The 24699-nt window shown below is 74.6% G+C and carries 20 protein-coding genes; 9 read left to right on the top strand and 11 right to left on the bottom strand.

Annotated elements, in window-relative coordinates; translation table 11 throughout:
* The first annotated feature begins 18 nt into the window (after window positions 1–18).
* Together IE316_RS35915 and IE316_RS08310 are read left to right on the top strand one after the other, a co-directional pair.
* Window positions 19–3621: a DUF4082 domain-containing protein gene (locus IE316_RS35915; RefSeq protein WP_190203505.1), complete on the top strand. Its 3603-nt coding sequence runs from the start codon at window positions 19–21 to the stop codon at window positions 3619–3621.
* Window positions 3622–3634: 13 nt separating this feature from the next.
* Window positions 3635–4681, top strand: coding sequence for a glycosyltransferase family 2 protein (locus tag IE316_RS08310; protein WP_190203504.1), 1047 nt, complete (start codon window positions 3635–3637; stop codon window positions 4679–4681).
* Window positions 4682–4698: 17 nt separating this feature from the next.
* On the opposite strand, the gene IE316_RS08305 is transcribed toward IE316_RS08310, so the two are convergent.
* Window positions 4699–5370 carry a hypothetical protein gene (locus IE316_RS08305; RefSeq protein ID WP_190203503.1) on the bottom strand — a complete coding sequence of 224 codons (672 nt, stop codon included), beginning with the start codon at window positions 5368–5370 and terminating at the stop codon, window positions 4699–4701.
* 125 nt (window positions 5371–5495) lie between these two features.
* Between IE316_RS08305 and IE316_RS08300 the strand changes: the two genes are divergently transcribed.
* Both IE316_RS08300 and IE316_RS08295 read left to right on the top strand, forming a co-directional pair.
* On the top strand, window positions 5496–7535 hold the full coding sequence (locus IE316_RS08300; RefSeq protein WP_190203502.1) for an O-antigen ligase family protein: 2040 nt from the start codon (window positions 5496–5498) through the stop codon (window positions 7533–7535).
* Window positions 7532–8431, top strand: coding sequence for a glycosyltransferase family 2 protein (locus IE316_RS08295; protein WP_190203501.1), 900 nt, complete (start codon window positions 7532–7534; stop codon window positions 8429–8431). Before IE316_RS08300 ends, IE316_RS08295 begins: the two co-directional genes overlap by 4 nt.
* 7 nt (window positions 8432–8438) lie before the next feature.
* Here IE316_RS08295 and IE316_RS08290 read toward each other — a convergent pair whose 3' ends face one another.
* From IE316_RS08290 to IE316_RS08250, 9 genes are read right to left on the bottom strand one after another with little or no spacing between them, the layout of a single operon-like run.
* Window positions 8439–9113 (bottom strand): class I SAM-dependent methyltransferase, encoded by a 675-nt coding sequence (locus IE316_RS08290; RefSeq protein ID WP_190203500.1) that lies wholly within the window; start codon window positions 9111–9113, stop codon window positions 8439–8441.
* A gap of 43 nt (window positions 9114–9156) precedes the next feature.
* Complete coding sequence (locus IE316_RS08285) at window positions 9157–9960, bottom strand: glycosyltransferase family 2 protein (protein ID WP_229910273.1); 804 nt, start codon at window positions 9958–9960, stop codon at window positions 9157–9159.
* Window positions 9957–11060, bottom strand: coding sequence for a hypothetical protein (locus tag IE316_RS08280; RefSeq protein ID WP_229910272.1), 1104 nt, complete (start codon window positions 11058–11060; stop codon window positions 9957–9959). The genes IE316_RS08285 and IE316_RS08280 overlap by 4 nt, the downstream gene beginning before the upstream one ends.
* A gap of 5 nt (window positions 11061–11065) precedes the next feature.
* Entirely contained in the window at window positions 11066–12610 is a 1545-nt protein-coding gene (locus IE316_RS08275; protein WP_190203497.1) for an oligosaccharide flippase family protein, read from the bottom strand.
* Complete coding sequence (locus IE316_RS08270) at window positions 12582–13427, bottom strand: chain length determinant protein (protein WP_190203496.1); 846 nt, start codon at window positions 13425–13427, stop codon at window positions 12582–12584. Before IE316_RS08270 ends, IE316_RS08275 begins: the two co-directional genes overlap by 29 nt.
* A gap of 51 nt (window positions 13428–13478) precedes the next feature.
* Window positions 13479–14648: a non-hydrolyzing UDP-N-acetylglucosamine 2-epimerase gene (gene wecB / locus IE316_RS08265; protein ID WP_190203495.1), complete on the bottom strand. Its 1170-nt coding sequence runs from the start codon at window positions 14646–14648 to the stop codon at window positions 13479–13481.
* A 3-nt stretch (window positions 14649–14651) separates the two neighbouring features.
* The gene (locus IE316_RS08260) at window positions 14652–15911 is read right to left on the bottom strand and encodes a nucleotide sugar dehydrogenase (RefSeq protein ID WP_190203494.1); all 1260 of its coding nucleotides are present in this window, start codon (window positions 15909–15911) and stop codon (window positions 14652–14654) included.
* Window positions 15911–16681: a WecB/TagA/CpsF family glycosyltransferase gene (locus tag IE316_RS08255; protein WP_190203493.1), complete on the bottom strand. Its 771-nt coding sequence runs from the start codon at window positions 16679–16681 to the stop codon at window positions 15911–15913. The genes IE316_RS08260 and IE316_RS08255 overlap by 1 nt, the downstream gene beginning before the upstream one ends.
* Window positions 16678–17844 (bottom strand): hypothetical protein, encoded by a 1167-nt coding sequence (locus IE316_RS08250; protein WP_190203492.1) that lies wholly within the window; start codon window positions 17842–17844, stop codon window positions 16678–16680. Before IE316_RS08250 ends, IE316_RS08255 begins: the two co-directional genes overlap by 4 nt.
* Window positions 17845–18279: 435 nt before the next feature.
* Between IE316_RS08250 and IE316_RS08245 the strand changes: the two genes are divergently transcribed.
* The 4 genes from IE316_RS08245 to IE316_RS08230 are packed head-to-tail and all read left to right on the top strand — an operon-like array spanning window position 18280 to window position 21498.
* The gene (locus tag IE316_RS08245; protein WP_190203491.1) at window positions 18280–18516 is read left to right on the top strand and encodes an acyl carrier protein; all 237 of its coding nucleotides are present in this window, start codon (window positions 18280–18282) and stop codon (window positions 18514–18516) included.
* Window positions 18513–19535 carry a beta-ketoacyl-ACP synthase 3 gene (locus tag IE316_RS08240; RefSeq protein WP_190203490.1) on the top strand — a complete coding sequence of 341 codons (1023 nt, stop codon included), beginning with the start codon at window positions 18513–18515 and terminating at the stop codon, window positions 19533–19535. The genes IE316_RS08245 and IE316_RS08240 overlap by 4 nt, the downstream gene beginning before the upstream one ends.
* Before the next feature lie 32 nt (window positions 19536–19567).
* Window positions 19568–20827, top strand: a complete 1260-nt coding sequence (locus tag IE316_RS08235) for a wax ester/triacylglycerol synthase domain-containing protein (RefSeq protein ID WP_190203489.1) — start codon at window positions 19568–19570, stop codon at window positions 20825–20827.
* On the top strand, window positions 20797–21498 hold the full coding sequence (locus IE316_RS08230; protein WP_229910271.1) for a lysophospholipid acyltransferase family protein: 702 nt from the start codon (window positions 20797–20799) through the stop codon (window positions 21496–21498). Before IE316_RS08235 ends, IE316_RS08230 begins: the two co-directional genes overlap by 31 nt.
* A gap of 131 nt (window positions 21499–21629) precedes the next feature.
* Here IE316_RS08230 and IE316_RS08225 read toward each other — a convergent pair whose 3' ends face one another.
* The gene (locus IE316_RS08225) at window positions 21630–22265 is read right to left on the bottom strand and encodes a histidine phosphatase family protein (protein ID WP_190203488.1); all 636 of its coding nucleotides are present in this window, start codon (window positions 22263–22265) and stop codon (window positions 21630–21632) included.
* A 212-nt stretch (window positions 22266–22477) separates the two neighbouring features.
* On the opposite strand from IE316_RS08225, the gene IE316_RS08220 reads away from it, so the two are divergent.
* The gene (locus IE316_RS08220; RefSeq protein ID WP_190203487.1) at window positions 22478–24691 is read left to right on the top strand and encodes an MMPL family transporter; all 2214 of its coding nucleotides are present in this window, start codon (window positions 22478–22480) and stop codon (window positions 24689–24691) included.
* Window positions 24692–24699 lie beyond the last annotated feature (8 nt).

The following is a 24699-nucleotide window of genomic DNA, read 5'->3' as shown; positions in this document are numbered from 1 at the left end:
CACCGCTGAGAGGTACACATGAACAGATGGACGAGACGGATCCGGGGCACCCGCCTGGCCGTCGTGGCGGCGCTGATCTGGGCGGTGCTCCCGCCGGCGGCATCCGCGCAGGCGGTGGCCGATCCCTGCGGTACGGGCTCGAACCCGATCGTCTGCGAGAACTCCAAGCCGGGCAGCCCGACCACCGACTGGTTCGCGCCCAACGCCTACGGCGACATCAAGGGCTTCACCACCAAGGAGAGCGTGCGGGCCGGTGACACCGTCCAGTTCAAGGTGCAGTCGCCGGTGCCGTACCACGTGGAGGTCTACCGGCTGGGCTGGTACGGCGGCGACGGCGCCCGGCGGATGTCCACCGCCGCCCAGGCGGAGGTGACGTACCCGGCCAACTACACGACGAAGCCCGCCGGTTGCCTGCCCAAGAGCAGCACCGGCCTGGTGGACTGCGGGAACTGGCCGGTGACCGCGACCTGGACCGTGCCCGCCGACGCCGTCTCCGGCCTCTACATCGCCAACCTCGCGCAGACCGACGGCGACGGCATGATGCCGTACCCGTTCGTCGTCCGCGACGACGCCTCCACCTCCGACATCGTCGTGCAGACCAGCGACCAGACCTGGCAGGCGTACAACGACTACGGCGGCCAGGACCTGTACGGCGGTGCCGGACCCGCGCCGGACGGCCGGGCCTACGAGGTCAGCTACAACCGGCCGCTGGACATCGGCGGCGACAACGGCATCTACGGCTCCGAGTACATGATGCTGTCCTGGCTGGAACGCAACGGCTACGACGTCAGCTACCTGTCCGGCGTGGACGTGTCGGTCAACGGCGCCACCCTGCTGAAGAAGCACAAGGTGTACATCTCCTCCGGCCACGACGAGTACTGGACGCAGAGCCAGTACACCAACGTGCTCAACGCCCGCAAGGCCGGGGTGCGGCAGGGCTTCTTCAGCGGCAACGAGGTCTTCTGGAAGACCCGGCTGGCCCCCAGCAACGACGGCACCAACACCGCCAACCGCACCCTGGTCTGCTACAAGATGACCAAGATGGCCCAGAACAACGGCGTCGCCGACCCCAGCGGCACCTGGACCGGCACCTGGATGGACCCGGCCAGCACCCAGTACGGGCAGGCGTACCAGCCGCCGAACATCCTCACCGGCTCCATGTTCACCGTGAACGGCTACCGCGCCGACGCCATCACCGTGCCCGGCTCGTACGGCAGGAACCGGATCTGGCGCAACACCTCCATCGCCGGGCTGAGCGCGAGCCAGACCGCCACCTTCCCGACCGGCACCCTCGGCTACGAGTGGGACAGCGACATCGACAACAGCACCCGGCCCGCCGGGGCGATCGACGTCTCCTCCACCACCGTCGACATCGACGACGGCAAGCTCCGCATGGACTGGGGCAACGTCTACGGCAACGGCACCGCCACCCACAGCCTGGTCGAGTTCCGCGACCAGGACTCCGGGGCCCTGGTGTTCGGCACCGGGACCGTGCAGTGGTCCTGGGGACTGACCAACATCCCCACCTACGACCCCGAGGACACCGTGGTCACCGAGGACGCCCGGATGCAGCAGGCCACCGTCAACGTCCTGGCCGACATGGGCGTCCAGCCGCTGACCCGGCAGAGCAACCTCGTCGCCGCCACCGCCTCCACCGACACCACCGGCCCGGCCGTCACCGTGACCGCGCCGAGCGCCGGAGCCACCGTACCGGCGCTGAAACCGGTCACCATCAAGGGCACCGCCACCGACACCGGCGGCGTGGTGGCCCGCGTGGAGGTCTCCACCGACGGCGGGACCACCTGGAAGGCCGCCACCGGACTGGCGTCCTGGTCCTACAGTTGGACCCCGACCGCCCCCGGCACCGCCTCCCTCAAGGTCCGCGCCGTCGACGACAGCGTCAACATCGGCGCCGTCACCACCATCGCGCTGACCGTCGGCCCCCAGACCTGCCCCTGCACCGTCTGGCCGGCCTCGTCCGTGCCCGGCACCCTGAACTCGGGCGACGGCAGCTCGGTCGAGCTGGGCGTCAAGTTCCGCACCACGGTGGCCGGTTCCATCACCGGGGTGCGGTTCTACAAGTCGCCCGCCAACACCGGCACCCACACCGGCAGCCTGTGGAGCGCCTCCGGCACCAGGCTGGCCACCGGCACCTTCGGCAACGAGACGGCCTCCGGCTGGCAGACGCTGAACTTCGCCACCCCGGTCACCGTCAAGGCCAACACCACCTACGTGGCCTCCTACTTCGCCCCCAAGGGCGGCTACTCCTACGACGCCGGGTACTTCACCGGCAAGGACGCGGGACTGGCGCCGCTGACCGCCCTGAAGTCCGGCACCGACGGCGGCAACGGCGTCTACAAGTACAGCTCCGCCAGCACCTTCCCCTCCACCCAGTCCGACGGCAGCAACTACTGGGTCGACGTGGTGCTGGACACCTCCACGGCCAGCACCGTCCCGCCCACCGTCACCTCCACCTCACCGACCTCCGGGGCCACCGACACCCCGATCACGGCCTCCGTCTCCGCTGTGCTCAGCGCGGCCGTCGACTCCGACGGCCTGACGTTCACCGTGCGGGGCCCCGGCGGCACCACCGTGCCGGGCACCGTGAAGGTGACCGCGGCGGACCGGGTGACCTTCACCCCGTCCACCCAACTGTCCCTGCACACCACCTACACCGCCTCCGTACGGGCCTCCGACGTCTGGGGCAACACCATGCCGGAACCGGTGACCTGGTCGTTCACCACCAGCTCCACCCCGCCCCCGGTCACCTGCCCGTGCACGCTGTGGGGCCCGTCCGCCGAGCCGGCCGTCACCGACATGACCGCCGACACCAACTCGGTGGAACTGGGCACCCGGTTCACCTCCTCGGCCGACGGCTGGGTCACCGGCGTCACCTTCTACAAGGGCACCGGCAACACCGGCCCCCACACCGGCAGCCTGTGGTCCGACGACGGCACGCTGCTGGCCGGCGGCACCTTCGTCGACGAGACCGCCTCCGGCTGGCAGACCCTGGTCTTCGCCACCCCGGTCAAGGTCACCGCGGGCACCGCGTACATCGCCTCCTACCACGCGCCCAACGGCCGGTACGCGGTGGACGGCGGCTACTTCGCCTCCGCCCACCAGTCCTATCCGCTGACCGCCACCGCCGACACCGCCGCCCACCCCAACGGCCGCTACAAGTACGGCGCCGACCCCGCCTTCCCCACCGGCTCCTACGGTTCGGCGAACTACTGGGTGGGCCCCGTCTTCACCGCCGACGACCCGGGCGCCGCACTCGGCGCGGAGGGCACCGCGGAGCCGACCGCGTCCACGGTGACGTACACCGCCGACGCCGCGCACCCGCTGACGCTCACCGTGCCGGCCGGCGCCGAGGTGTCCTCCGTCCGGGCGAGCCTGGACATCCTGCCCGGCGCCCAGCGGGCCGCCGCCGAGAAGCTGGGCGTCCAGGCCGTCACCTCGTACGACCGGGCGAGCCGCAGGGCCGCCGTCCACCTCTCCACGCCGCTGCCGGACGGCACCCGGTTCCGGATCACGGTCGAGGCCCGGGACGGACACCGCGAGGCGGTGGAGTCCCGGAGCTGGACCCTGACCGCCGCATCCGTCCGCCGCCCGAAGAAGTGATGGGTCACCCACGATGAGCACCGTCAGTGTCGTCATCCCCTGCTACAAGTACGGCCACTTCCTCGCCGACTGCCTGAGCAGCGTCCTCGACGAGCAGGACGGCGTCGACGTCCGGGTCCTGGTCATCGACGACGCCTCGCCCGACGACTCGGCCGAGGTCGCGCGGAAGCTGGCCGCCGCCGACCCGCGGATCGAGGTCCGGGTCCACGAGACCAACAAGGGGCACATCGCCACCTACAACGAGGGCCTCCTGGAGTGGGCGGACGGCGACTACGTGGCCCTGCTCTCCGCCGACGACCGGCTGGTGCCCGGCGCCCTGGTCCGGGCCGCCGCCCTGCTGGACGCCCACCCGGAGGCGGGGTTCGCCTACGGGCGGCCGCTGCGCTTCCGGCACGGCGGACCGCTGCCCGAGGCCCGCACCCGCGCCACCGGTTCGGTGGTCTACCCCGGGCGGTGGTGGCTGGAGCGCCGGTTCCGCGAGGGCACCGGCTGCATCACCTCACCGGAGGTCGTCGTCCGCACCAGCCTCCAGCGCGAGGTCGGCGGCTACGATCCCGCCCTCCCGCACGCCGGGGACATCGAGATGTGGATGCGGCTGGCCGCGCACGCCGACGTCGGCTACGTACGCGGCGCCGACCAGGCGTTCTACCGGGTGCACGGGCAGAACATGTCCACCACCGACTTCGGCGGGCAGCTCGACGACCTGCGCCAGCGGCTGGTCGCCTTCGACTCGGTGCTCGCCAAGTGCGGCGACCGGCTGCCGGACGCCGACCGCCTCGCCGAGCAGGTGCACACCCGGCTCGCCCGGTTCGCCCTGCGCCGCGCCTACCGGGCCTACGACCGGGGCCGCACCGCCGTCGTCCCGGTCGAGGAGTGCGTGGCCTTCGCCGAACACTGCCTGCCCGGGTACCGGCGCCTGCCCGAGTACCGCGCGCTGCGGCTGCGCCGGCGGATCGGCCCCAGGGCCATGCCCTACCTCCAGCCGCTGATCTGGTCGGCGGTGGCCGAGCGCGGCCGGGAGTGGCTGTGGTGGGAGTCCTGGAAGCGGCGCGGGATCTGATGCGCGCCCGGTTCGGCTCAGCCCGCCACCGGAACCCGGCCGGCCCCGCGGACCGGTTCCGGCCGGCCGCCACGCCCCTGGGCGCGGCGCCGCGCCCACCGGTCGCACCAGAGCGCGACCAGCACCGAGGCGGTCCCGCCCAGCAGCGCCGTCCCGGCCAGCCCCCGGGTCCGGTCGCCCACCACCGGGGCGGCGCTCGGCGCGACCAGCACCGAGGCGCTGATCCGGGTACGCGGAGCGATGCCCTCGGCCGCCTGGATGCCGTCCACGTGCCGGGTGTAGACGTCGATGATCCGCCGGACCACCGCGTCGGCCTCGGCGGCCCCGGCCCCGCGCGCCTGCACCTGGAGCGAGGGGATCAGATACTGCGGGGTGGCGCTGGTGCCGCTGTTGCGCGGGATCAGCTCGTACGGCCCCCGCACCCCCGCGGCGGCCAGTTCCGCGCGGCCGGCGGGGGACCGCAGCCGCTGCACGACCCCGTACGAGAAGGTGGCCAACGGCGGCTGGAGGTTGGTCAGTTGGTTGGGCTGGTTGCCGGTCGCGGGCGGCTTGAGGACGACCACCGCCGAACTGACGTACCGCGGCGCGGGATGCAGCACCGGATAGGCTCCGGCGGCCGTCAGCAGGAGCCCGAGCAGCAGTACGTACCAGCGGCGGAGCAGCGCTTCGGCGACGTCACGGGGCGACACAGGCAATCCTTCCGTCGGCACCGATCCTCGCAGGCGCCGGGGCCCGCCGCCACCGAATCACCCGGCTCGCGCCGGACCCGGGCCCCCCGGCCCGGCCCCGCCGCCCGCGACCGGGGGGAGAGCCGATGAGCCTCGCCGACCTGCTGGCCATCATGCGCCGCCGCTGGTACTTCGTGGTCCCGCTGACCCTGCTCAGCCTGCTGGCCGGCCTGTACCTGTACCGGACCGTCCCGGTGACCTACGAGTCGCAGAGCTCGGTCACCCTGCTGGACTCCACGGCGACCGCCGAACTCCCGCCCACCTTCGGCAACCCGCTGTCGAACGCGGGCGGTCCGCTGGTCGTCACCGCCGACGTGCTGATCCGCACCCTGCAGTCGGCCGAGGCGGCGAAGGAACTGCGCTCCCGGGGCGTCACCGACCCGTACACCGTCGCCTTCGCGGCCGACGCCGACGGCCCGCTGCTCACCCTCGGCGTGACCGGCACCGACGCGGCGAAGGTGTACCGGGAGACCACCACCCTCACCGGGTTCGCCGGGGAGCAGTTGACCGCCCTCCAGAACGCCTCCAAGGTGCCCGCGGTGTACGCGGTCCAGTCCGCGCCGGTGGTGCAGCCGCAGCCACCGGTCTCCCGGTCCAAGAGCCGCTACCAGGGCATCGCCGCCGTCGTCATCGTCGGCCTGGTCGCCGCGTTCCTGCTGTCCATCCTGGCCGAGGGCGTCGCCGTGGTACGCCGCCGGGGCCGCGCCCTGGCCGGATACGTGCCCCGCCGCCACCGCGCCCGGCCGCCCGAGCGCCCCAAGGGCCTGCTGGTGCGCCGGCTCGACGCCACCACCGTGCTCACCGGCTACCTGGTGCTGGCCGTCTTCGTCCCGTCGAACCTGACCCTGCCCGCGCTGGGCGGCGTCGGCACCCCCGCCAACGTCTTCGCCCTGCTCGGCCTGCTGTGGTACCTCGCCACCTGGCTCGGCGGACGCATCCTGCCCGCGCGGGGCACCAGACTGCCGCGCGTGGTCATGTGCGCGCTCGCCGCGGCGGTGCTGCTGTCCTACCTCACCGCGGCCGGCCGGGGCAGCGCGCACAAGGAGATCCTCGGCGCCGACCGGGGCCTGATCGGGCTGCTGGTGTGGGTGGCGCTGGTGGTGCTGGCCTCGGCCGGCATCCAGGAGCGCGACCGGCTGGAGACCCTGATGCGGCGGCTCGTCGTCCTCGGCACGGTCGTCGCCCTGATCGGCTACTACGACTTCTTCGCCGCCACCAACGTCGCCGACTCCTTCAGCATCCCCGGGCTGCAGTCCAGCAGCGCCGGGATCAGCGCCATGGACCGCGGCTCCTTCACCCGGCCGCGCTCCACCACCGCCCACCCGCTGGAGTTCGGCGGCATGCTGGCCCTGCTGGTGCCCTTCGCCGTGCACCAGGCGTTCGACCCGGTGCGCCGGCACGCCGGGGCGGTGCGCCGCTGGGGCCCGGTGGCGGTCATGGCGGGCGCGCTGCCGCTGACGGTGTCCCGGACCTCCATCATCGGCGCGTTCATCGCGATCCTGGTGCTGGTGCCCCGCTGGAAGCCGCAGCGCCGCTGGGCCGCGATCGGCCTGATCCTCGGCGCGGTGGCCTGCTTCAAGGTGATCGTGCCGGGGCTGATCGGCACCATCACCAACCTGTTCGCCAGCTTCCTGTCCGACTCCGACAGCAGCACCCAGGCCCGCACCGTCAAGTACGGCGCCATCGTGCCCTACCTGAAGGAACACCCCTGGTTCGGGCGCGGGTTCGGGACCTTCACCCCCGACCTGTACTTCTTCACGGACAACGAGTACATGCTGATCCTGGCCGAAATGGGCGTCGTCGGACTGCTCGCCTTCCTCGCCCTGATCGTCACCCAGATCCACACCGGCGGTGCCGTCCGCCGGCTCGCCCGCACCGAGTCGGACCGCGAACTGGGCCAGGCGTTCCTCGCCTCCGCCCTGGTCGCCCTGGTCATCAGCGCCACCTTCGACGCCCTCAGCTTCCCCATGTACGCGGGCATGTTCTTCCTGCTGCTGGGCGCGGGCGGCAGCTTCCTCGGCTTCATCCGCCGCGAGGCCGCCGAGGCCGCCGAGGCGTCCGCCGCCGTCCGCGCACCCGGCAAGACCCCCGAAGCCCCGCTACCCGAACTCGCGGAGTCCCGATGAGCCCCGTCACCGTCGTCGTCGTCACCTGGAACAGCGCCCCGGTGCTCCCCGGCTTCCTCGCCGCGCTGCCCGAGGGCATGGCCGGCCTCGACTGGCGGCTGGTCGTCGCCGACAACGACTCCTGCGACGACACCGTCGCCCTGCTGCGGACGCTGGCCCCCGGCGCCGTCGTGGTGGAGACCGGCCGCAACGCCGGGTACGCGGCCGGGGTCAACGCCGCCCTGGACGCGGCCGGCGACCACGGGGCCGTACTGGTGTGCAACCCCGACATCCGGATGCGGCAGGGCTGCGCCAAGCGCCTCGTCGACGGCCTCGTCGACGGCGTCGGCATCGTCGTCCCGCTGCTGTACGAGGAGGGCGGCCGGGTGCCGCAGCACTCGCTGCGCCGGGAGCCGGGCGTGCTGCGGGCGCTGGGCGAGGCGGTCCTCGGCAACACCCGGGCCGGCCGCTTCCCGGCGCTCAGCGAGATCGTCACCGACCCCGCCGCCTACCGGGAGCCCACCCGCGCGGACTGGGCGACCGGCGCGCTGATGGCCGTATCGGCCGACTGCCTGGCCGTCTGCGGCCGGTGGGACGAGTCGTTCTTCCTCTACTCGGAGGAGACCGAGTACTGCCTGCGGGCGCGGGACAGGGGCTTCGCCACCCGTCTGGAGCCGACCGCCGAGGCCGTCCACCTGGGCGGCGACTCCCAGGTCTCGCCCCGGCTGTGGACCCTGCTCACCCTCAACCGGGTCCGGCTGTACCGGCGCCGGCACGGCCCGCTCGCCACGGCCGCGTTCCGGGCCGCCGTGCTGCTGCGGGAGACCTCGCGGGCCGCGCTGGGCCGCCCGGCCGCCCGGGCGGCCGCCGCCGCGCTGGCCAGGCCCGGCGCCCTGCGGGCGACGCCGGGTCCCTGACCGGGATTCAGGCCGCCCTGTTCCGTACGGCGATGAGGGACTTGGGCACGCCGAGCACCCGCTCGCTGAGGATCACCGACCGGGGGAAGAGGTAGCGCAGCTCCGCCCGGGTCAGCAGCTCGATGTTGACCACGGCGTCCATCGCCGACTCCGGGCTGTCCGGGCGGCTGTGCACCAGCGGCCAGCGCCGCACCAGACGCGCCCGCGCGGCCAGCGGCAGGAACTGGAACCCGGGCGCCACGAAGTGCGGTTCGACGGGGAAGTACCGGTACGGCGTCTGCACCCAGTGCAGCGGCGCCAGTCGCTCGACGGCGGAGACGAACCGGCGGCGCTGGCTGTGGCCGCCCACGTGCTCGATGGTCGAGTTGGAGAAGACCAGGTCGTAGCCGCCCTCGGCGCTCAGCCCGGCCGCGACCTCCGGGTCGGTGACGTCGGCGTTCTCCGCGGTGATCCAGTCGGGCAGGCCGGCCGGGTGCGACTCCAGGTTGATCAGGTGGACGTGCTTGGCGCGCACCGGCGCGCGCAGCCACATCTCGGCGGTGCCGCCCAGGTCCACCACGCTCATGTTCTCGATGCCGGGGAAGCAGCGCCGGAACCGCTCCCAGCGGGCGAGCCGGAGCCGTTCGCCCAGGGAGCCGGGCGCGTCGACGAATCTGTTCCGCAGGGCGCGGGAGTGGGGCATGGGATCAACCACCTGTGGTCGGGGACGGGAAACGGATCGGTTCTCACCTGGTCGGTCGCCACCGCGTGTAGAAGCTGGACGGGTTCACCAGGTAGCGGACGGTGGGGTGCGGCAGGTGCAGCACCCGGTGCCGGCGGGCGTAGCGGTGGATCAGCTCCCAGTCCTCCCGGGGCAGCACCTCCGGGGTCCGGCGCAGGCGGCTGAAGCGCAGCGCGCGGGTGCGGCGGGCGACGAAGGCGTTGGTGTCCAGGAACGCCTCGCGGGCGGCCCGGCGCCGGTCGTAGGGGACCGAGAGTACGTCCCGTTCGCTGCCGTCGGGCAGGACCCGGCGCAGGGCCGTGTAGACGCCGTCGGGGCCGCCGGGGGAGCGCAGCACGGCCAGGGCCCGTTCGAGGTGGTCGGGTTCCCACAGGTTGTCGTCGTCCAGGAAGGCCACGTACCGGGACCGGGTGAGGCGGATGCCCACGTTGCGCACCACCCCGGCCACCTTGGTGTTCCGCGCCAGGGAGACGGCGAACAGCCGCGGGTCGGCGGGCAGCGGGGGCAGTCCGGCGCCGTCGTCGACCACGATGACGACCTGGTCGCGGACGGTCTGGTCCAGCGCCGAGCGGACCGCGGCCCGCAGCGTCTCGGGGCGCCGGTGGGTGGCGATCACCGTGGCGACCAGCGCCGGCGGCGGGACCGGACCGGCGGCGGCCAGCCGCCGGGTCTCGGCGTCCTCGAACCGGCGCAGCGCCACCGCGGTCGGGGCCAGCACCACCTTGTTCCTGGCCTCGAACAGCACCAGCCAGCCGAACAGCGCCTTCAGCAGGATCCAGGGCGCGCGCGCCACCCGGCGGGCGCTCACGCGGCCGGCTCCGGCCGGACCGGACGGCCGTCGGACATCCGGTTGCCGCGCCATACGTTGCCGGTGCCGTCCGCGTTCCAGTGGGCGACCGGGCCGTAGCCGCCGGAGGCGGGGTGGAACTGGGTGGAGAAGACGTTGTCCGTGACGCGGATGCCGGTGGCGCCCTCGCCGCCGGCGTAGAGGGCGTAGGCGCCCCCGGCGATCCAGTTGCGGTCGACGGTGACGTTGCGGACCGGGCCGCTGTCCGGGAACAGGCCGATGCCGCCGGACGCCCCCTGGTCGACGCGGGTCGGGTTGAGCAGGGTGTTGTGCCGGACGATCAGGTGCCCGGTGTTGCCGCCGCCGCTGATCACCGCGTTGGTGTGCTGCCACTCGCCGCCCTGGTTGACGAAGGGGGCGAGGTCGTGGACGTAGTTGTCGTGCAGGTCGCCCTGTCCCGTGGAGAGGGCGTCGCCGAACACCGACACGTCGCACCAGCCGACCTCGACGGGGCTGGTCCCCATGTTGGACACCGCGTAGTCGACGCCGCCGTTGTCCGGGCCCTCGCCGGGGACGGCGGTGAGGGTGGAGTGCAGGACGCGCAGGCCGCGGTGGCCGGGGCGCAGGTTGACGCCCCACCAGTTGTCCGAGGTGATCCTGCTGTCGATGACGGTGACGTCGTCCGCGTAGATGTCGAGCGACCCGGCGAGGTCCCAGCCCCGGATGACCGCCCCGTCGGTACGGACGGTCAGATGGCCGGACTTGCGGGTCCTGGGGGCGGTGCGGTGGCCGGTGCCGGCGGCGTCGGGGAAGCCGCAGGCGCGCGGCGAGGCACAACCGTCGACTCCGGCCGAGGGCGTGCGGGACGGGGTGCCGGGGCGGCTGGTCGCCGGGGACGCGGGCGCGGGCGAGGTGGCCGGGCCGCTCGGCGGGCCGACGGCCGGGGTGGACGGCTCGGGGCTCGGCGGCGGCGCGGTGGTGCTCGGGGAGCAGGCCGGCGCGCCGGACCGGCAGGGCGGCGCCGCGGACCCCGCCGGTTCCGAGCAGGCCGCCGCCAGGACCGCCAGCACGGCGGTGAGCAGTAACGCGGCCAGCGGGTTGCGGCCGGTGTGCCGGGTCATCGGGCTCACCTCGTGTCCTGGGGGGCGGGTGGGACCGGGGCGGACATCCGGTGCCGGCCGCGGTGGCGCCGGTCCCCGGGGCCGGTGCCGCGCAGGAAGTCCCGGCTGGGCAGGACGCACACCGCGTACCCGGTCAGGGCGACGGCGGAGACGGCCAGCAGGCCGAGCGGTCCGTCGCCGAACGGGTGCCGCAGCGCGAGGACGATCGCGGCCATCACCGCGCCGCCGAGGAAGGGCCACGCGCAGGCCCGGGCGATCAGGCCGGGCCCGATCCCGCCACGGCCCAGGGCGACCAGGAAGACGGGCACCACCAGCGCCCCGGCGACCAGCACATGGCCCTGGGAGACCCCGACGACGCCGTTGAGCCGGGCGGCGACCAGCAGCACCGGGACCAGGGCCACCAGCCACAGGCCCTGCACCAGGAAGAGGGACCGGCGCTGCCCCATGGCGACCAGGCAGTCGTAGGCCAGTTCGCTGCCGATGCGGATCAGCCCGAGGACCATCAGCCAGGGCAGCGCCCCGGCGGCGGGCGTCCACTGGCTGCCGTAGACCAGCCGGATCACCGGCTCGGCGAGCCCCGCCAGCAGCACGCACAGCGGGACCGTGCCGGTGATCAGCACGCCCAGGGCGCGGCTGAACCCCTGGGCGAGCGCGGCCGGGGAACCGGCCAGCCGGGAGAACCCGGCGAAGGAGACCCGGCGGGCGGCCTCGGAGATGATCCGCACCGGCCAGCCGGAGATGTTGAAGGCGAGCACGTAGAAGCCGAGGGCGACATTGCCCAGCGCGGCGCCCAGCACCATGGTGTCGACGTTGACCACCGCCAGGGCCAGCATGCTCGCCCCGGCCAGCGGCAGCCCGAACCGCAGCAGCGCGCGGGCCTGCCCCGGGTCCCAGCCGAACCTCAGCGTGCCGGGCGCGGCCAGCCGGCAGCCGATCAGCGACACCAGGTTCCCCGCCACCGCCCCGCAGGCGAAGCTCATCGCGCCCCGGTCGGCGAAGGCCAGCAGCAGCGTCACCGCGGTGCTCACCACGAAGTTCAGCGTGTCGATGACCATGCGCTTGCCCTGGGCGAACTCCCGGGTCAGGAAGCCCGCCGGGACCTGCGCGATCCCGTCGATCACCACGCACAGGCACATCACCCGCAGCACCCCGGCGGCGTCCGGCGAGCCCAGCAGACCGCCCACCGCCGGTGCCGCCGCGAACAGCGCCACGTACAGCAGGCCGCTGGAGAGGGTGCTCAGGGTGAGCACGGTCGGCGCGAACCGCCGGGGGTCCCCCTCCCAGCGCACGATGGCCAGGCCCACGCCCAGCTCGTTGGCGGAGAGCAGGACCAGCAGCACGGTCTGGGCCAGGCCGTAGACCCCCCACTCCGCGGGGCCCAGGGCGAAGCGGGCCAGGACGATGCCGGTGGCGAAGTTGCCCAGGCGCAGCACGACGGTGTTGATCAGGCTCCAGCGGGCCGCCGACCGGACCTTGCGGCCGAAGGAGCCGGAAGCGGGGGCCTCGCCGGCCTCGCCCGGTTCACTGTCCGGAGCGCGGGCGGTGTCCATGACCCGACTCCTCGTCGCGTGGCTGCGCTGCGGACGGCACCGTCGCCACCGGCCGGGCCGCCCCGGTCCGCGCGGTGTCCGTGCCGTCGTCCCCGGCGGTCCGCGACCAGCTCGGCGGCCGGCGGATGGCGAGCGTCTCGTCCGCGGCCGGAGCGGGGTCCGGCGCCGCCGTCTCCCGCTCCGCCGGGGCGGGGCCGGGCGCCGCCGGTTCCGGTGCCCGCGGCCGCTTGCGGGCCTCCACGTAGAAGACGGCGACCAGGGTGAGGACCAGCCCCAGCAACCCGGCCATGATCATGTACTGGAGGCGGGCCTTGGACTGCGCCACCGGCTTCTGCGGCGGCACGATCGTGGTCATCCGGATCATGGCCCGGGGGTCGACCGACTGCCGCCGCTGGAACTCGTCGAGGCGTTCCTTGGCGTACGCGGTCAGGATCTTGTCCGAGGCGAGCACCGTGTCCGGGTCGGTGCCGGTGACGGTGAGCCACATCAGCGGCCCCTGGGCGTTGTCGGCGAGCTTCGCCTCGAACGTGCCCCGGGCGCCCCGGGACTTCAGCTCCCTGAGCGCGTCGTCGGAGGTGAGGCTGCGGGCCAGGCTGTCGGCCATGCCGGTGAGCGAGGTCTGGGTGCTCAGGAAGGGGTTGCCGTCGTACGCCCGGGTGGCCTTCTCGGAGTTCAGCAGGACCACCGTGCTCTGCGACCGGTAGTCGACCGGGACCAGCACGGTGACGGCGGCCACCAGAGCCGAGGTCAGCAGCAGTCCGGGCAGCAGCACCCGCCAGCGCCTGCGCAGCACCCGGAAGATCTCAGCGAGATCCATGGTGGTTCCCCCTAGCGACCACACGTTCGACGGTCATTTGTTGCCAGCGGATCATATGGGGAACGTTCGGTCCATGGGTGCGGACCGGGCCAGGGATTCCGGTCCGGGGGCGGTCTCCGGGAGGTCGGTGGGCCGCGGCCGGGTGCGCGCGGTGCCGCCGCGCAGCAGCACCTCCGCGATCCGGTCGCCGGCCCGGCCGTCCCACAGCTCGGGCCGGCGCGGCGCGGGCGGGGCGTCCAGTACCCCGTGCACGGTGCGCACCACGCGGGCCGGGTCCCGTCCGGCCAGCACATTGGTGCCCTCCTCGACGGTGACCGGCCGCTCGGTGTTCTCCCGCAGCGTCACGCACGGCACGCCGAGCGCGGTGGTCTCCTCCTGCACACCTCCCGAGTCGGTCAGCACGATCCGGGCCGCGTCCTGCAACGCGATGAAGTCCAGGTATCCGGCGGGCGGCACCAGCCGGATGCCGCCGGGCACGCCCAGTTCGGCGAGCCGGCCGGCCGCGCGGGGGTGCACCGGCCAGACCAGCGGGCAGCGGTCCGCGATCTCGCCCAGCGCCTTCAGCAGCCCGGCGAGCACCCCGGGGTCGTCCACGTTGGCGGGCCGGTGCAGGGTGACCAGGCCGTACCCGCCCCGGGTCAGCCCGGAGCGGTCCAGGACGTCCGAGGCGCGGGCGCGCTCCAGGTTGGCCAGCAGGGTGTCGATCATGACGTTGCCGACCAGGTGGATCTGGTCCTCCCGGTAGCCCTCGGCGCGCAGGTTGCCGGCCGCGTCGGGGGAGGGGGCCAGCAGATAGTCGCTGACCCGGTCGGTGGCGACGCGGTTGACCTCCTCCGGCATGGACCAGTCGCGGCTGCGCAGTCCGGCCTCGACGTGCGCCAGCAGCGGGCCCGCCTTCGCGGTGACCAGGGCGCAGGCCAGGGTGGAGTTGATGTCGCCGACCACCACGACGAGGTCCGGGGAGAGTTCGTCGAGCAGCGGCTCGAACGCGGTCATCACCCGGCCGGTCTGCTCGGCGTGGCTGCCGGAGCCGACGCCGAGGAAGCGGTCCGGTGGCCGGATGCCGAGGTCGGCGAAGAACACGTCGTTCATGGCCGGGTCGTAGTGCTGGCCGGTGTGGACCAGGAGGACCTCGGCGCCCCGGCGCTCCAGCGCGTCCATCACCGGTTTGATCTTCATGTAGTTGGGGCGCGCCCCGGCGACACAGATGATGCGCGGCATTGCTCAGAGCACCTCGATCGTGGGTCCGGACGGCAGCCTGCGGCGGCAGTCGAGGACGACGGGGGCGTGTTCGGCGATGAGGTCGTAGTCGAAGGAGTCGTGGTCGGTGAGCAGCACCACCACGTCGGCGGCGGCCAGTTCCTCGGCCTCGACCTCGACCCGCACCAGCCGGGTGTCCACCGGCAGGCTCTCCACCACGTGCGGGTCGGCCGCCCGGACCTGCGCGCCCATGTCCAGCAGGAGCTGGGAGACGCGCAGCGCGGGCGACTCGCGGGCGTCGCCGGTGTTCTTCTTGTAGGCGAGGCCGAGCAGCAGCACCCGGGAGCCGTTGACCGACCGGCGCCTGGTGTTGAACAGGTCGGCGATCCGCCGGGTCACGTACTCGGGCATGTGGTTGTTGATGTCGTTGGCCAGCTCCACGAAGCGGAAGCTCTGGCCGAGTTCGCGCTGCACCCGCCAGGACAGGTAGGAGGGGTCGATCGGCAGGCAGTGGCCGCCGACCCCGGGGCCGGGGGTGAACTTCATGAACCCGAACGGCTTGCTGGAGGCGGCGTCGATGGCCTGCCAGACGTCGATGTCCAGGTGCCGGGCGAACATGGCGATCTCGTTGACCAGCGCGATGTTCACATGCCGGAAGGTGTTCTCCAGCAGCTTGGCCAGCTCCGCCTCCTTGGGCGAGCGGACCGGCACGGTGGTGTCGACGAGCCCGGCGTAGAAGCCCTGGACGGCCTCCAGGGACGCCTCGTCGACCCCGGAGACGACCTTGGGGGTCTCCTTGAAGCCCCACACCGCGTTGCCCGGGTCGATGCGCTCGGGGCTGTAGCCCAGCCGGAAGTCGCTGCCCGCGGTGAGTCCCGAGCCCTCCTCCAGGATCGGCGCGAACAGCTCCTGGGTGGTGCCCGGGTAGGTGGTCGACTCCAGGACGACCGTGGCGCCGGGGCGCAGATAGCGGGCGAGGGTGACCGCCGACTCCTTGATGTACCGCAGGTCGGGGGTGCCCTCGTGGAGCGGGGTGGGCACGGTCACCACGGCGACGTCGAAGCCGCCGCAGTCGCGTGCCGAGTCGCTGGGGCGGTAGGTGCCGTTGTCCAGGGCCGCGCGGACCCGTGCGGAGGAGACGTCCTCCACGAAGGACTCACCGGCCGCGAGGCTCTTGATCCGCCGGGTGTCGACGTCGTAGCCGATCACCTCGTGTCCGGTCTCGGCGGCCCGGATGGCCAGCGGCAGACCGACGTATCCCTGTCCGACCACGACGACGCGCATCAGTGACTCCTGTTCGCCGGGGCGGCCGACGGTCCGGGGCGCAGGCGCTCGCGTGCCGTCATGAGCACGAAGGCCGCGTTGGTGGTGAGGTAGCGCCGGCCCAGCCGGCGCGGTTCCTGCAGCGCCCGGTAGAGCCACTCCAGGCCCCGGCGCTGCCAGGACTCGGGGGCCCGCCGGGTGACTCCGGCGAGGATGTCGAAGGAGCCGCCGACGCCGTGCACCACGAGGGCGCCGGTGCGGGTGCCGTGGGCGGCGGTGAACAGCTCCTTCTTCGGCGAGGTCATGCCGAGGAAGAGCAACTGGGCGCCGCTGCGGGCGATCGCGTCCGCGACGGCCTGCTGCTCCGCGTCGGAGAAGTAGCCGTGCCGGCTGCCCGCCACCTTCAGCCCGGGGAACCGGTCGGCGACCCGGCGCAGCATCTCGTCGAGGACCTCCGGGCGGGCGCCGAGGAAGTACACCGACAGGCCCGCCGACTCGGCCTCCGCCAGCAGCCGCAGGAACAGGTCGATGCCCGCGACCCGCTCCGGCAGCGGGGCGCCCAGCACGCGCCCGGCCCAGACCACGGCCTGCCCGTCGGCGAGCACCAGGTCGCAGTTGGTCACCGCCTCGGCGAGCCGCGGGTCGCGGCGCATGGTGACCAGCTTGGCCGCGTTGACCACGCCGATCTCCAGCCTGCGGCCCTCGCGGACGGCGGCGAGGCAGCGCTCGACGGTCTGGTCCATGGTCAGCGGGTCCAGCTCGAACCCGAACAGTGTCCGGCGCCCGTTCATATCCGGCCCCCCAGCCAGGCGTGCAGCATCCAGCCGAACTCGTACGGCCGGCACTCGCGGTCCACCGACAGCGGCCGGTACACCCGGTCCAGGACCCGCAGTCTCACACCGGGCACGGCCCGGGTGGCCAGTCCGCGCACCGCGCGCACCGCCTTCCTCGGGTCCCCCCGGTGCACCTTGCGCCAGGTGACGCCCAACTCGTCCAGGATCAAGGGTTCTTGCCCGCCGGGGCGGCCGGCCAGCTCCGGTACGTCGGTCATCCAGCGCAGTCCCTTGCGGACGGCCGCGCCGAAGTCGCCGCCGCCGGCCTCGGTGAGGTCGAACAGGGCGGTCGGCGCCATCGCGTGCTGGTGGACGCTGTAGACGGGGTAGCCCTCCACCACCCCGCCGGTGCGCGCGTCGTAGTGCCACCACCACTGGCCGCCCGTGCCCTGGAGCCGGCAGATGCGGGCCGCGCACGCCTGCGCCGCGGCCAACGCCTCGGGGTCGCCGGGGCCGCTGGCGTGGGCGCGGGCCAGCGCCTGCAGCGGGTACGTCTGGTCGGCGAAGCAGGCCACGTGCGCCCGGTAGCCGGGCACCAGGCCGGGCCCGGTGGCGTGCGGGAAGAGCGGGCTGCCGCCGGTCCGGGAGCGCAGCAGCCGGTCCCGCGCCGCGGTGAAGTGCCCCTCCACGTCGGCCGAGTCGCGGGCCGCCGCGAGCGCGGACAGCACCCAGGCGGCCTCGACGGTGTACTGCGGCCGGTCCCGGTGGTCCAGCGCCTCGACCCGGGCGAGGGCGTCGGACAGCTTGGGGTGCCCGGTGTCGGCGGCGGCCCAGGCGATCAGCGCCGCGTCGCCGAGGTTGGTCACCGAGGGCAGGGACTCCACCAGCAGACCGGTGAACTCCTGCGCGGTGCGCCCCCCGAGCACCGCCCGCTGCCGGTCCTCGGGCAGGTACTGGACGCCGAGCGCGGTGATGGCGGCGTACCGCCTGCTGGTGCCGCGCTGCTCCACCCGCCAGGAGCCGTCGGGCGCCCGCGTCCCGGCCAGGGTGAAGGCGAACGCCTCTTTGCCGGGGAGCAGCATCGACGGCAGGCCCGACTCCGCGACGGACAGCAGCCGTCGGGCGAGCGGAAGCAGCGACGGGTCGTCGCGGTCGAGCGCCGCAAGACGTGAAGTGGTCATCTCTCGGACACACCAACCCCCCTGTGGGTCCTGTGGTGAACAGACTGGTGTCCGTCGGGTCATGACCGGCCGGACGGTGGAGCAGCAGACGTCAGACGCCGGATCGGCAGGCGCTCCCGGCAGCGCGCACAGGTGTCCCCATCACCCCGTAACCCCCCCTGGGCACCGCTGGGTTGTGTGCTCATTGTGCTCGGTCTGCACACTTCGCGCACATGCTATGCCGGGACAAGTCAGCGGTATCGCTCTTTGCGGGAAAGAGCCGAAAAACGTTGGGCGCCGGATCGTTCCGGCGGGCCGTCACCCGAAGGAGTTCACCTGTCCCGCGTCGTCAGCCGTGGGAGTGATGATCGTCCGGTGGTCCGGGCGGCGTGTGGAATCTTGGCCTCCGCGGAGCGCCGGACGGCGTACCGCCGAGCGACCGGACCGAGGAGAACCATGTACGAGTGGCTGCGGGACACCCTGGTGGAGCGCCTGAAACTGCCGGCGGACGCCGTCCGGCCCGACGCCCCGGCCGAAGCGGCCGGACTGGACTCCCTGGCGGTCACCGAACTGGTCATGATCGCGCAGGAGGAACTGGGGCTCGACGCCGACGAGGACGAACTGGCGGGCCTCGGCACGATCGGCGAGGTCGCCGCGTACCTGGAGTCGCGCCGGCAGCCCGCCGCCCGATGACGGCACCGGCGAGCGACGGCGTCCCCGCGGCGGTGCTGTGCGGGCTGGGCTCCTGGCTGCCGCCGACGGTCGTGCCCAACGACGAGCTGGCCGGGCCGCTCGGGGTCAGCGACGCCTGGATCCACCAGCGCTCCGGCGTGCGCAGCCGGCGCCGGGTGGACGACGGGACGGCCACCGTCGCCCTGGCCGCGGAGGCGGGCGCGCGGGCGCTGAAGTCGCAGGGGCACGGCCAGGTGGACGCCGTGCTGCTGGCCACCGCCACGCCCGACCGGGTCACCCCGCCCTGCGCCCCCGAGGTCGCGGCGCGGCTCGGACTGTCCGGAGCGGCGGCGGTCGACCTGTCGGCGGCCTGCTCGGGCTTCGTGTACGGCCTGTCGCTGGCGGCCGGTTGCATCGCGGCCCGCACCTTCGCACGCGTCCTGGTGATCGGCGCCGAGACCATGTCCGCGGTCGTGGACCCCCGGGACCCCGCGACCGGGCCGATCTTCGGGGACGGTGCCGCCGCCGCGGTCGTCCGGGCCGGCCGGCCCGGCGAACCCGGCGCGTTCGGCCCGTTCGTGCTGGGCAGCGACGGCGGCGGCGCCGACCTCATCCAGGTACCGCGCGGCGGCTCCCGCACCCGCTACCGGTACACGGCCGAGGAACCCCGCGCCCGGGTCCGGATGGACGGCCGGGAGGTCTTCCGGCGGGCCCTGGAACACCTGGGCGGGGCCCTGACCCGGGCGGTGGAGAAGGCCGGCTGGACGCCGGCGGAGGTGGATCGTTTCGCCATCCATCAGGCCAACGCCCGGATCTCCCGTTCGCTGGCCACCCGGATGAAGGTGCCCGAGGAGCGGTGGCTGTCCAACATCGAGCACGTCGGCAACACCAGCGCGGCCTCCGTGCCGCTGCTGCTGGACCACGCGGTCCGCGACGGCGCCCTGGCCCCGGGACAGCGGGTGGCGGTCGCGGCCTTCGGCGCCGGCCTCACCTGGGGCGCGACGACCCTGGTCTGGCCCGACCTGGCCGCCGGCGGGTGACGGTGCGGAGGAGCACGGACGAAGGGGTCCCGGTGGCGGACGACGAGGCGCTGTACCCGGCGGTCGACCGGGCGATCGGCGCGATGACGGGGGACGCCCACTACCTCCACATCGGCGCGGCCCTGGAGATGGACGGCCCGGCACCGGCCCGCGAGGAGGTGCGCGAGCACCTGCGCGCCCGGCTCCCCCTGCTGCCGCCCCTGACCGGTTGCGAGGACCATCTCGACGCCCACGTACGGGAGTTGGCGGTGCCGGACGGGGCCGCGTCCGGCTGGCCGGCGGCGTACGACGCGCTGGTCAACGAGGTCGCGCCGTGCGCGCGGCGGCCCTGGGGCGTCTGGCTGGTGACCGGCGCCGGAGCGGACGGCCACCTGCTGTGCTACCGGGGGCACCACGCCCTGCACGACGGCACCAGCGCGCTGCGGCTGGCCCGCCTGCTGTTCGCCCTGCGCGAGCCCGGCGCCGCGCCGCTGCCCGCGAGGGACCCGGTACGGCCGCCCGCCGCGTCGCGCGCCGCCGGGTACGCGCGCAACCTGGGCGCCTCGGCCAAGCTGCTGCGGCCCGCGCCCCGGCGGCCGCTGCTCCCCGGGGCACCGGCCGGACGGCGCGTGCTCTCCCGGGCCGTCGTCCCCGTGGCGGCGCTGCGCGCGGCGGCCCGCGCGCTGGACTGCTCGGTCCTCGACGTGCACCTGGGCGCCCTGTCCGCGGCGGCCGAGGCGGCCGACCCGACGGGCTGGACCGCCGAACGGCGCCGCCCGCGCGGTATCGGGGTGCCCGTCGCCCTGGAACCGGCCGGTCCGACGCCCTACCGCGGCAACCGGTTCGCCCTCGCGCTGCTGGACGTCCCCTGGCGGGAGCGGGACCTCGCCGAACGGGTGCGGATCATCGCCCGCCGGACCGGGCCGCTGCGCGACCCGGGCGTCCGCTGGGCGCTGGGCCACGCCCTCGGACGGCTGAGCCCGGCGGGCACCCGCGCCTTCTCGGAGCGGGTCTTCGCGCGCTGCGGGGTACAGACCACCATCCTCCACTCCGCCGCCGACCTGGGCTTCGCCGGCCGCCGGGCCCGCCGCCTGACCGGACTGAACTGCCTGCCCGCCGACTTCCCCTACCAGCCGGTGCTGACCCTGTGGCGGGACGAGGCGGTCTGCGCGTTCACCGCGGACGCCGCGCTGCCGGCGGCCCGGCAGCTCGCCGGGGCCTGGCAGCGGGCCCTCGGCCGACTGGCACCGGACGTGGTGGCCCCGGACCGAGAGGACGGTACGTGCACGTCTACCACGGCACCCGGACGCTGATGCGGCTGGTCGGGACCGCCTGGTGCCCGATCACCGTGGAGGGCGCCGCACACGTCCCGGCCGGCGGGCCCGTGCTGCTGGCCGGCAACCATCTCGCCGCCTGCGACACGTTCTTCCTGATGGCGGCGGTGCGGCGGCGGCTGGTCTTCCTGAGCAAACGGGAGTACTTCACCGGCACCGGCCCCACGGGGCGGGCCGTCGCCGGGTTCTGCCGCCGGCTCGGCTTCCTGCCGGTCGACCGGGACGCCGGGCCGGCCGCGGCGCGCGAGGCGCTCGACCGGGGCCGGCGCGTCCTCGACGCGGGCGGGGCCCTCGCCCTGTACCCCGAGGGCACCCGGTCGCCCGACGGACGGCTCTACCGCGGCCGCCCCGGCGCGGCGGCCCTCGCCCTCACCTGCGGCGTGCCGCTGGTGCCGTTCGGGATCAGCGGCACCGACCGGGTGCAGCCCCTCGGCACGGCCGGACTGCGCCCGCACCCCGTCCGCATCCGGTTCGGCCGGCCGCTCGGCGCGCTGCCGGGTGACCGGCGGCCCGACGGCTTCCCCACCACCGCCGCACTGCGCGAAACGACCCTGAGAACGATGACGGCCATCGCCGCCCTCTCCGGCCAGCCCTTCACCGACCGCCCGGCGCCCCGCCCGGGACGCGACACGTGCCGGGCGGAACCTTGAGTCGCGGGGAGGGACCACGGCGTTCTCGGACGCCCCGCCGCCGAGGCGCGCCGCGACCCGGGGGGCGCTCCCGGACGTCCCGCCCGCCGAACACCCCCGGAGCCGTACGCCGCCCGGAAGGGCCGCGGCGTTCACGCACCCCCCGTCCCGGACAGCGCGTCGGTCGTGAGGGCGGTGCCGCACCACGACACCGTGTGCCAGCCCGTCTCCGGGGTGCCCTCCACCGCGACGACACCCGTGTTGGACACCTCGTGCTCCAGTACGAAGTCCACGGAGACGTTCGCCGTCCGCGCCGCCGTCCAGACGCGGACGGCCGTGCCGTGGGTGACCAGCGCGACGACCTCCGCCCCGCAGCCGGCCGCCTCCGCCACGACGCCGTCGAAGCGGCGGAAGAACGCCGCCCCGGACGGCGCCCCCGGCATCGGTACGCCGGTCCGGCCGGCCGCCCAGGCCGCCGCGACCGCCGCGTAGCGGCCGATGTCCTCCGGCGCCGTGCTCCCCTCCAGCGCACCGGCCTCCACCTCCCGCAGCCCGGCCCGCACCACGGCCTGACGGGCGAGGGCCGCGGAGAGCGGGGCCGCGGTCATCCGGGCCCGGGTGAGCGGCGAGACGTACAGCGCGCCGATGTCCTCCCCGGCCAGCGCGTCCACCAGCGCCGCGGCCTGCCGGCGCCCCGCCGGGGTCAGGGCGGGGCCGGGCGGCGCGGTGTCCAGGACGCCGTCCTGGTTGGCGCGGGTCCGGCCGTGGCGGATGAGAAGCAGGCGCATGTCGACTCCCGGTGCGACGGCGGCCCCGAACGTGCCGCCCACCGCCCCAACCGGACATCCGCCGCCGTACGTACCGCCCCCGCCCCGCAGTTCACACGGACGGACCAGCCCGACGGGACGCGGCCGCCCCCGCCCGACCGGGCCCGGAAGAAGGAGACCGCGTGCGCCGACGACGCCGTACCGAGCCCCGACCCGAGCGACGCGGAAGGGACGTGGCGCTGCTCCTCCTCGCCCTGGCCGCCACCGCGCTGACGGCATGGCTCGGGGCGCCGCTGCACGACCGGCTGGTGATCGGCGAGATCACCCCCGAGTCGGCCGAATCCCGGCGTGCCGAACGGCTGGTGGAGGCGGAATTCCGGGCCGGGAGCCCTGATCTGGTCCTGGTGGCGGCGGCACGCCCGGGACCGTCCGGCGCGCCGGGACCGGGCGCCGCCGTCGACACCGCCCGGGTCCGCGCGGCGGGGGAGCGGCTCACCCGGCGCGTGGCGGCCGACCCGGACGTGGCGCGGGTCGTGTCCTACTGGACGGACCTGCGGCCCGGGCCCCGGCCGCTGCTGCGCTCCCGGGACGGGAACAGCGCCCTGATCGCCGTACGGTTGCGCGGCGACGAGGAGCGCACCACCCCCGCCGCCGCCCGGATCGTCTCCGCCGTCACCGGGCGGCCGGGGCCGCTGGCGGTGACCGCGACCGGTGAGGCGGCCGTACGGGCCACCGTCGCCCGGCAGGCGGCCGACGGCCAGCTCCGCGCCGAACTGCTGGTCCTGCCGCTGACCACGCTGCTGCTGTTGCTGGTCTTCCGGTCGGCCGTCGCCGCCGTGCTGCCCGTCCTGGTCGGCGCGTTCGCGGTGCTGGGCACCTGGACCGCGCTGCGGTTGCTGGACACCTGGCTGCCGCTGTCCGCCTACGCGATCAACATCGCCTCCGCGCTCGGCTTCGGCCTCGCCGTCGACTACTGCCTGTTCCTGCTCAGCCGCTACCGGGAGGAACGCGGCCGGCCGGGCACCGACCCGGCCCGGGCGCTGTCCGTCGCCCTCGCCACCGCGGGCCGGGCCGTGCTGTTCTCCGCGGCCACCGTCGCCACCTGCCTCGCCGCGCTGCTGGCCTTCCCGCACGCCGTGCTGCGTTCGGTCGCCTACAGCGGCGTCATCGTCGTCGCCCTGGCCGCCGCCGGCACGCTCCTCGTCCTGCCGGTGCTGCTGCGCGCCTGCGGGGACGCCGTGGACCGCTACGACCCGTTCGCCCGCCGCCGGCGCCCCGTCCCCGCCCCCGCCCCCGCCGGGGCCGTGCCGCTCGGTGCCTGGGGGCGGACCGCCTCGCGCGTCGCCCGCCGCCCCCTCGTGGTCGCCGTCGCGGTCACCGCCGGGCTGCTCGTCCTGGCCTCGCCGTTCCTGCAGGTACGCTTCGGCCTCGCCGACGACCGCATCCTGCCGCCGGACTCCGACACTCGCCGCGCCGGCCAGACGGTACGGGCGGATTTCGACGCCTGGGACCTGCTCACCCGGGCCTGTGTCGTGCTGCCCCGGTTCGACGCCGCCCGGCACCCCGGCGACCTCGACGGCTACGCCCGCCGCGTCTCCGCCCGGCCCGGCGTCACCGGCGTCACCACCGCCACCGGCAGGTACGCGCACGGCCGGCGGGTCGGACCGGTCCCGGACCGGCGGGAGTTCACCGGCCGGGGGGCGACCTGGCTGGCGGTCACCACCGGCGCGGACATCTACGCACCCGCCAACCGCGTCCTCGCCGAACGTCTCAGGGCGCTGCCCGCCCCGGCCCCGGTGCTCGTCGGCGGCCCGGGCGCCCGGCTCGCCGACACCCAGCGGGCCGTCACCGCCCGCCTGCCGCTCGCGCTGGGCCTGGTGGCCGCCGCGATGGCGGCGCTCGTGCTGGCCTTCACCCGGCGCCCGGTCCTGGCGGTCAAGGCGCTGGTGCTGAACGCGCTCAGCCTGGCCGCCTCCTTCGGCGCGGTGGTCCTCGTCTTCCAGCAGGGCCGTCTCGCGGGCCTGCTCGGCGGGTTCACCGTCACCGGCTACACGGAGGTCTTCGTCCCCGTCCTGCTGTTCTGCATCGCCTTCGGCCTGTCGATGGACTACGAGATCCTGCTGCTGGCCCGGATCTGCGAGGAGTACGACCGCACCGGGGACGGGCCGGCCGCCGTGGCCCGCGGCATCGACCGCAGCGCCCGCCTGTTCACCTGGGCGGCCCTGACCTTCGCCGTCACCATGGGCGCCCTGGCCACCTCCCGGCTCCAGCTCCTGAAGACCATCGGGACCGGCCTCGCCCTGGCGGTGCTGCTCGACGCCACCGTGGTCCGCGTGCTGCTGGTCCCCGCGGTGATGGCCCTGGCCGGCCGCGCCAACTGGTGGACGCCGTGGCGCCGCGCGCCCACCGTTGCGCCGGTGCCGGCCAGGGCCGAGGAGACCGTCTAGCGGAACCG

The organism is Streptomyces fumanus (assembly GCF_014655295.1).
Classification (GTDB): domain Bacteria; phylum Actinomycetota; class Actinomycetes; order Streptomycetales; family Streptomycetaceae; genus Streptomyces; species Streptomyces fumanus.
Note: the sequence above shows the minus strand (reverse complement) of the source record. Positions and strands in the feature narration are given on the sequence as shown.

Bases quoted from the DNA above. Each gene is read 5' to 3' on its own strand.
- IE316_RS35915 (WP_190203505.1), top strand. From the start codon at position 19: ATGAACAGATGGACGAGACGGATCCGGGGCACCCGCCTGGCCGTCGTG.
- IE316_RS08310 (WP_190203504.1), top strand. From the start codon at position 3,635: ATGAGCACCGTCAGTGTCGTCATCCCCTGCTACAAGTACGGCCACTTC.
- IE316_RS08300 (WP_190203502.1), top strand. From the start codon at position 5,496: ATGAGCCTCGCCGACCTGCTGGCCATCATGCGCCGCCGCTGGTACTTC.
- IE316_RS08295 (WP_190203501.1), top strand. From the start codon at position 7,532: ATGAGCCCCGTCACCGTCGTCGTCGTCACCTGGAACAGCGCCCCGGTG.
- IE316_RS08290 (WP_190203500.1), bottom strand. From the start codon at position 9,113: ATGCCCCACTCCCGCGCCCTGCGGAACAGATTCGTCGACGCGCCCGGC.
- IE316_RS08280 (WP_229910272.1), bottom strand. From the start codon at position 11,060: ATGACCCGGCACACCGGCCGCAACCCGCTGGCCGCGTTACTGCTCACC.
- IE316_RS08275 (WP_190203497.1), bottom strand. From the start codon at position 12,610: ATGGACACCGCCCGCGCTCCGGACAGTGAACCGGGCGAGGCCGGCGAG.
- IE316_RS08270 (WP_190203496.1), bottom strand. From the start codon at position 13,427: ATGGATCTCGCTGAGATCTTCCGGGTGCTGCGCAGGCGCTGGCGGGTG.
- wecB (WP_190203495.1), bottom strand. From the start codon at position 14,648: ATGCCGCGCATCATCTGTGTCGCCGGGGCGCGCCCCAACTACATGAAG.
- IE316_RS08260 (WP_190203494.1), bottom strand. From the start codon at position 15,911: ATGCGCGTCGTCGTGGTCGGACAGGGATACGTCGGTCTGCCGCTGGCC.
- IE316_RS08255 (WP_190203493.1), bottom strand. From the start codon at position 16,681: ATGAACGGGCGCCGGACACTGTTCGGGTTCGAGCTGGACCCGCTGACC.
- IE316_RS08250 (WP_190203492.1), bottom strand. From the start codon at position 17,844: ATGACCACTTCACGTCTTGCGGCGCTCGACCGCGACGACCCGTCGCTG.
- IE316_RS08245 (WP_190203491.1), top strand. From the start codon at position 18,280: ATGTACGAGTGGCTGCGGGACACCCTGGTGGAGCGCCTGAAACTGCCG.
- IE316_RS08240 (WP_190203490.1), top strand. From the start codon at position 18,513: ATGACGGCACCGGCGAGCGACGGCGTCCCCGCGGCGGTGCTGTGCGGG.
- IE316_RS08225 (WP_190203488.1), bottom strand. From the start codon at position 22,265: ATGCGCCTGCTTCTCATCCGCCACGGCCGGACCCGCGCCAACCAGGAC.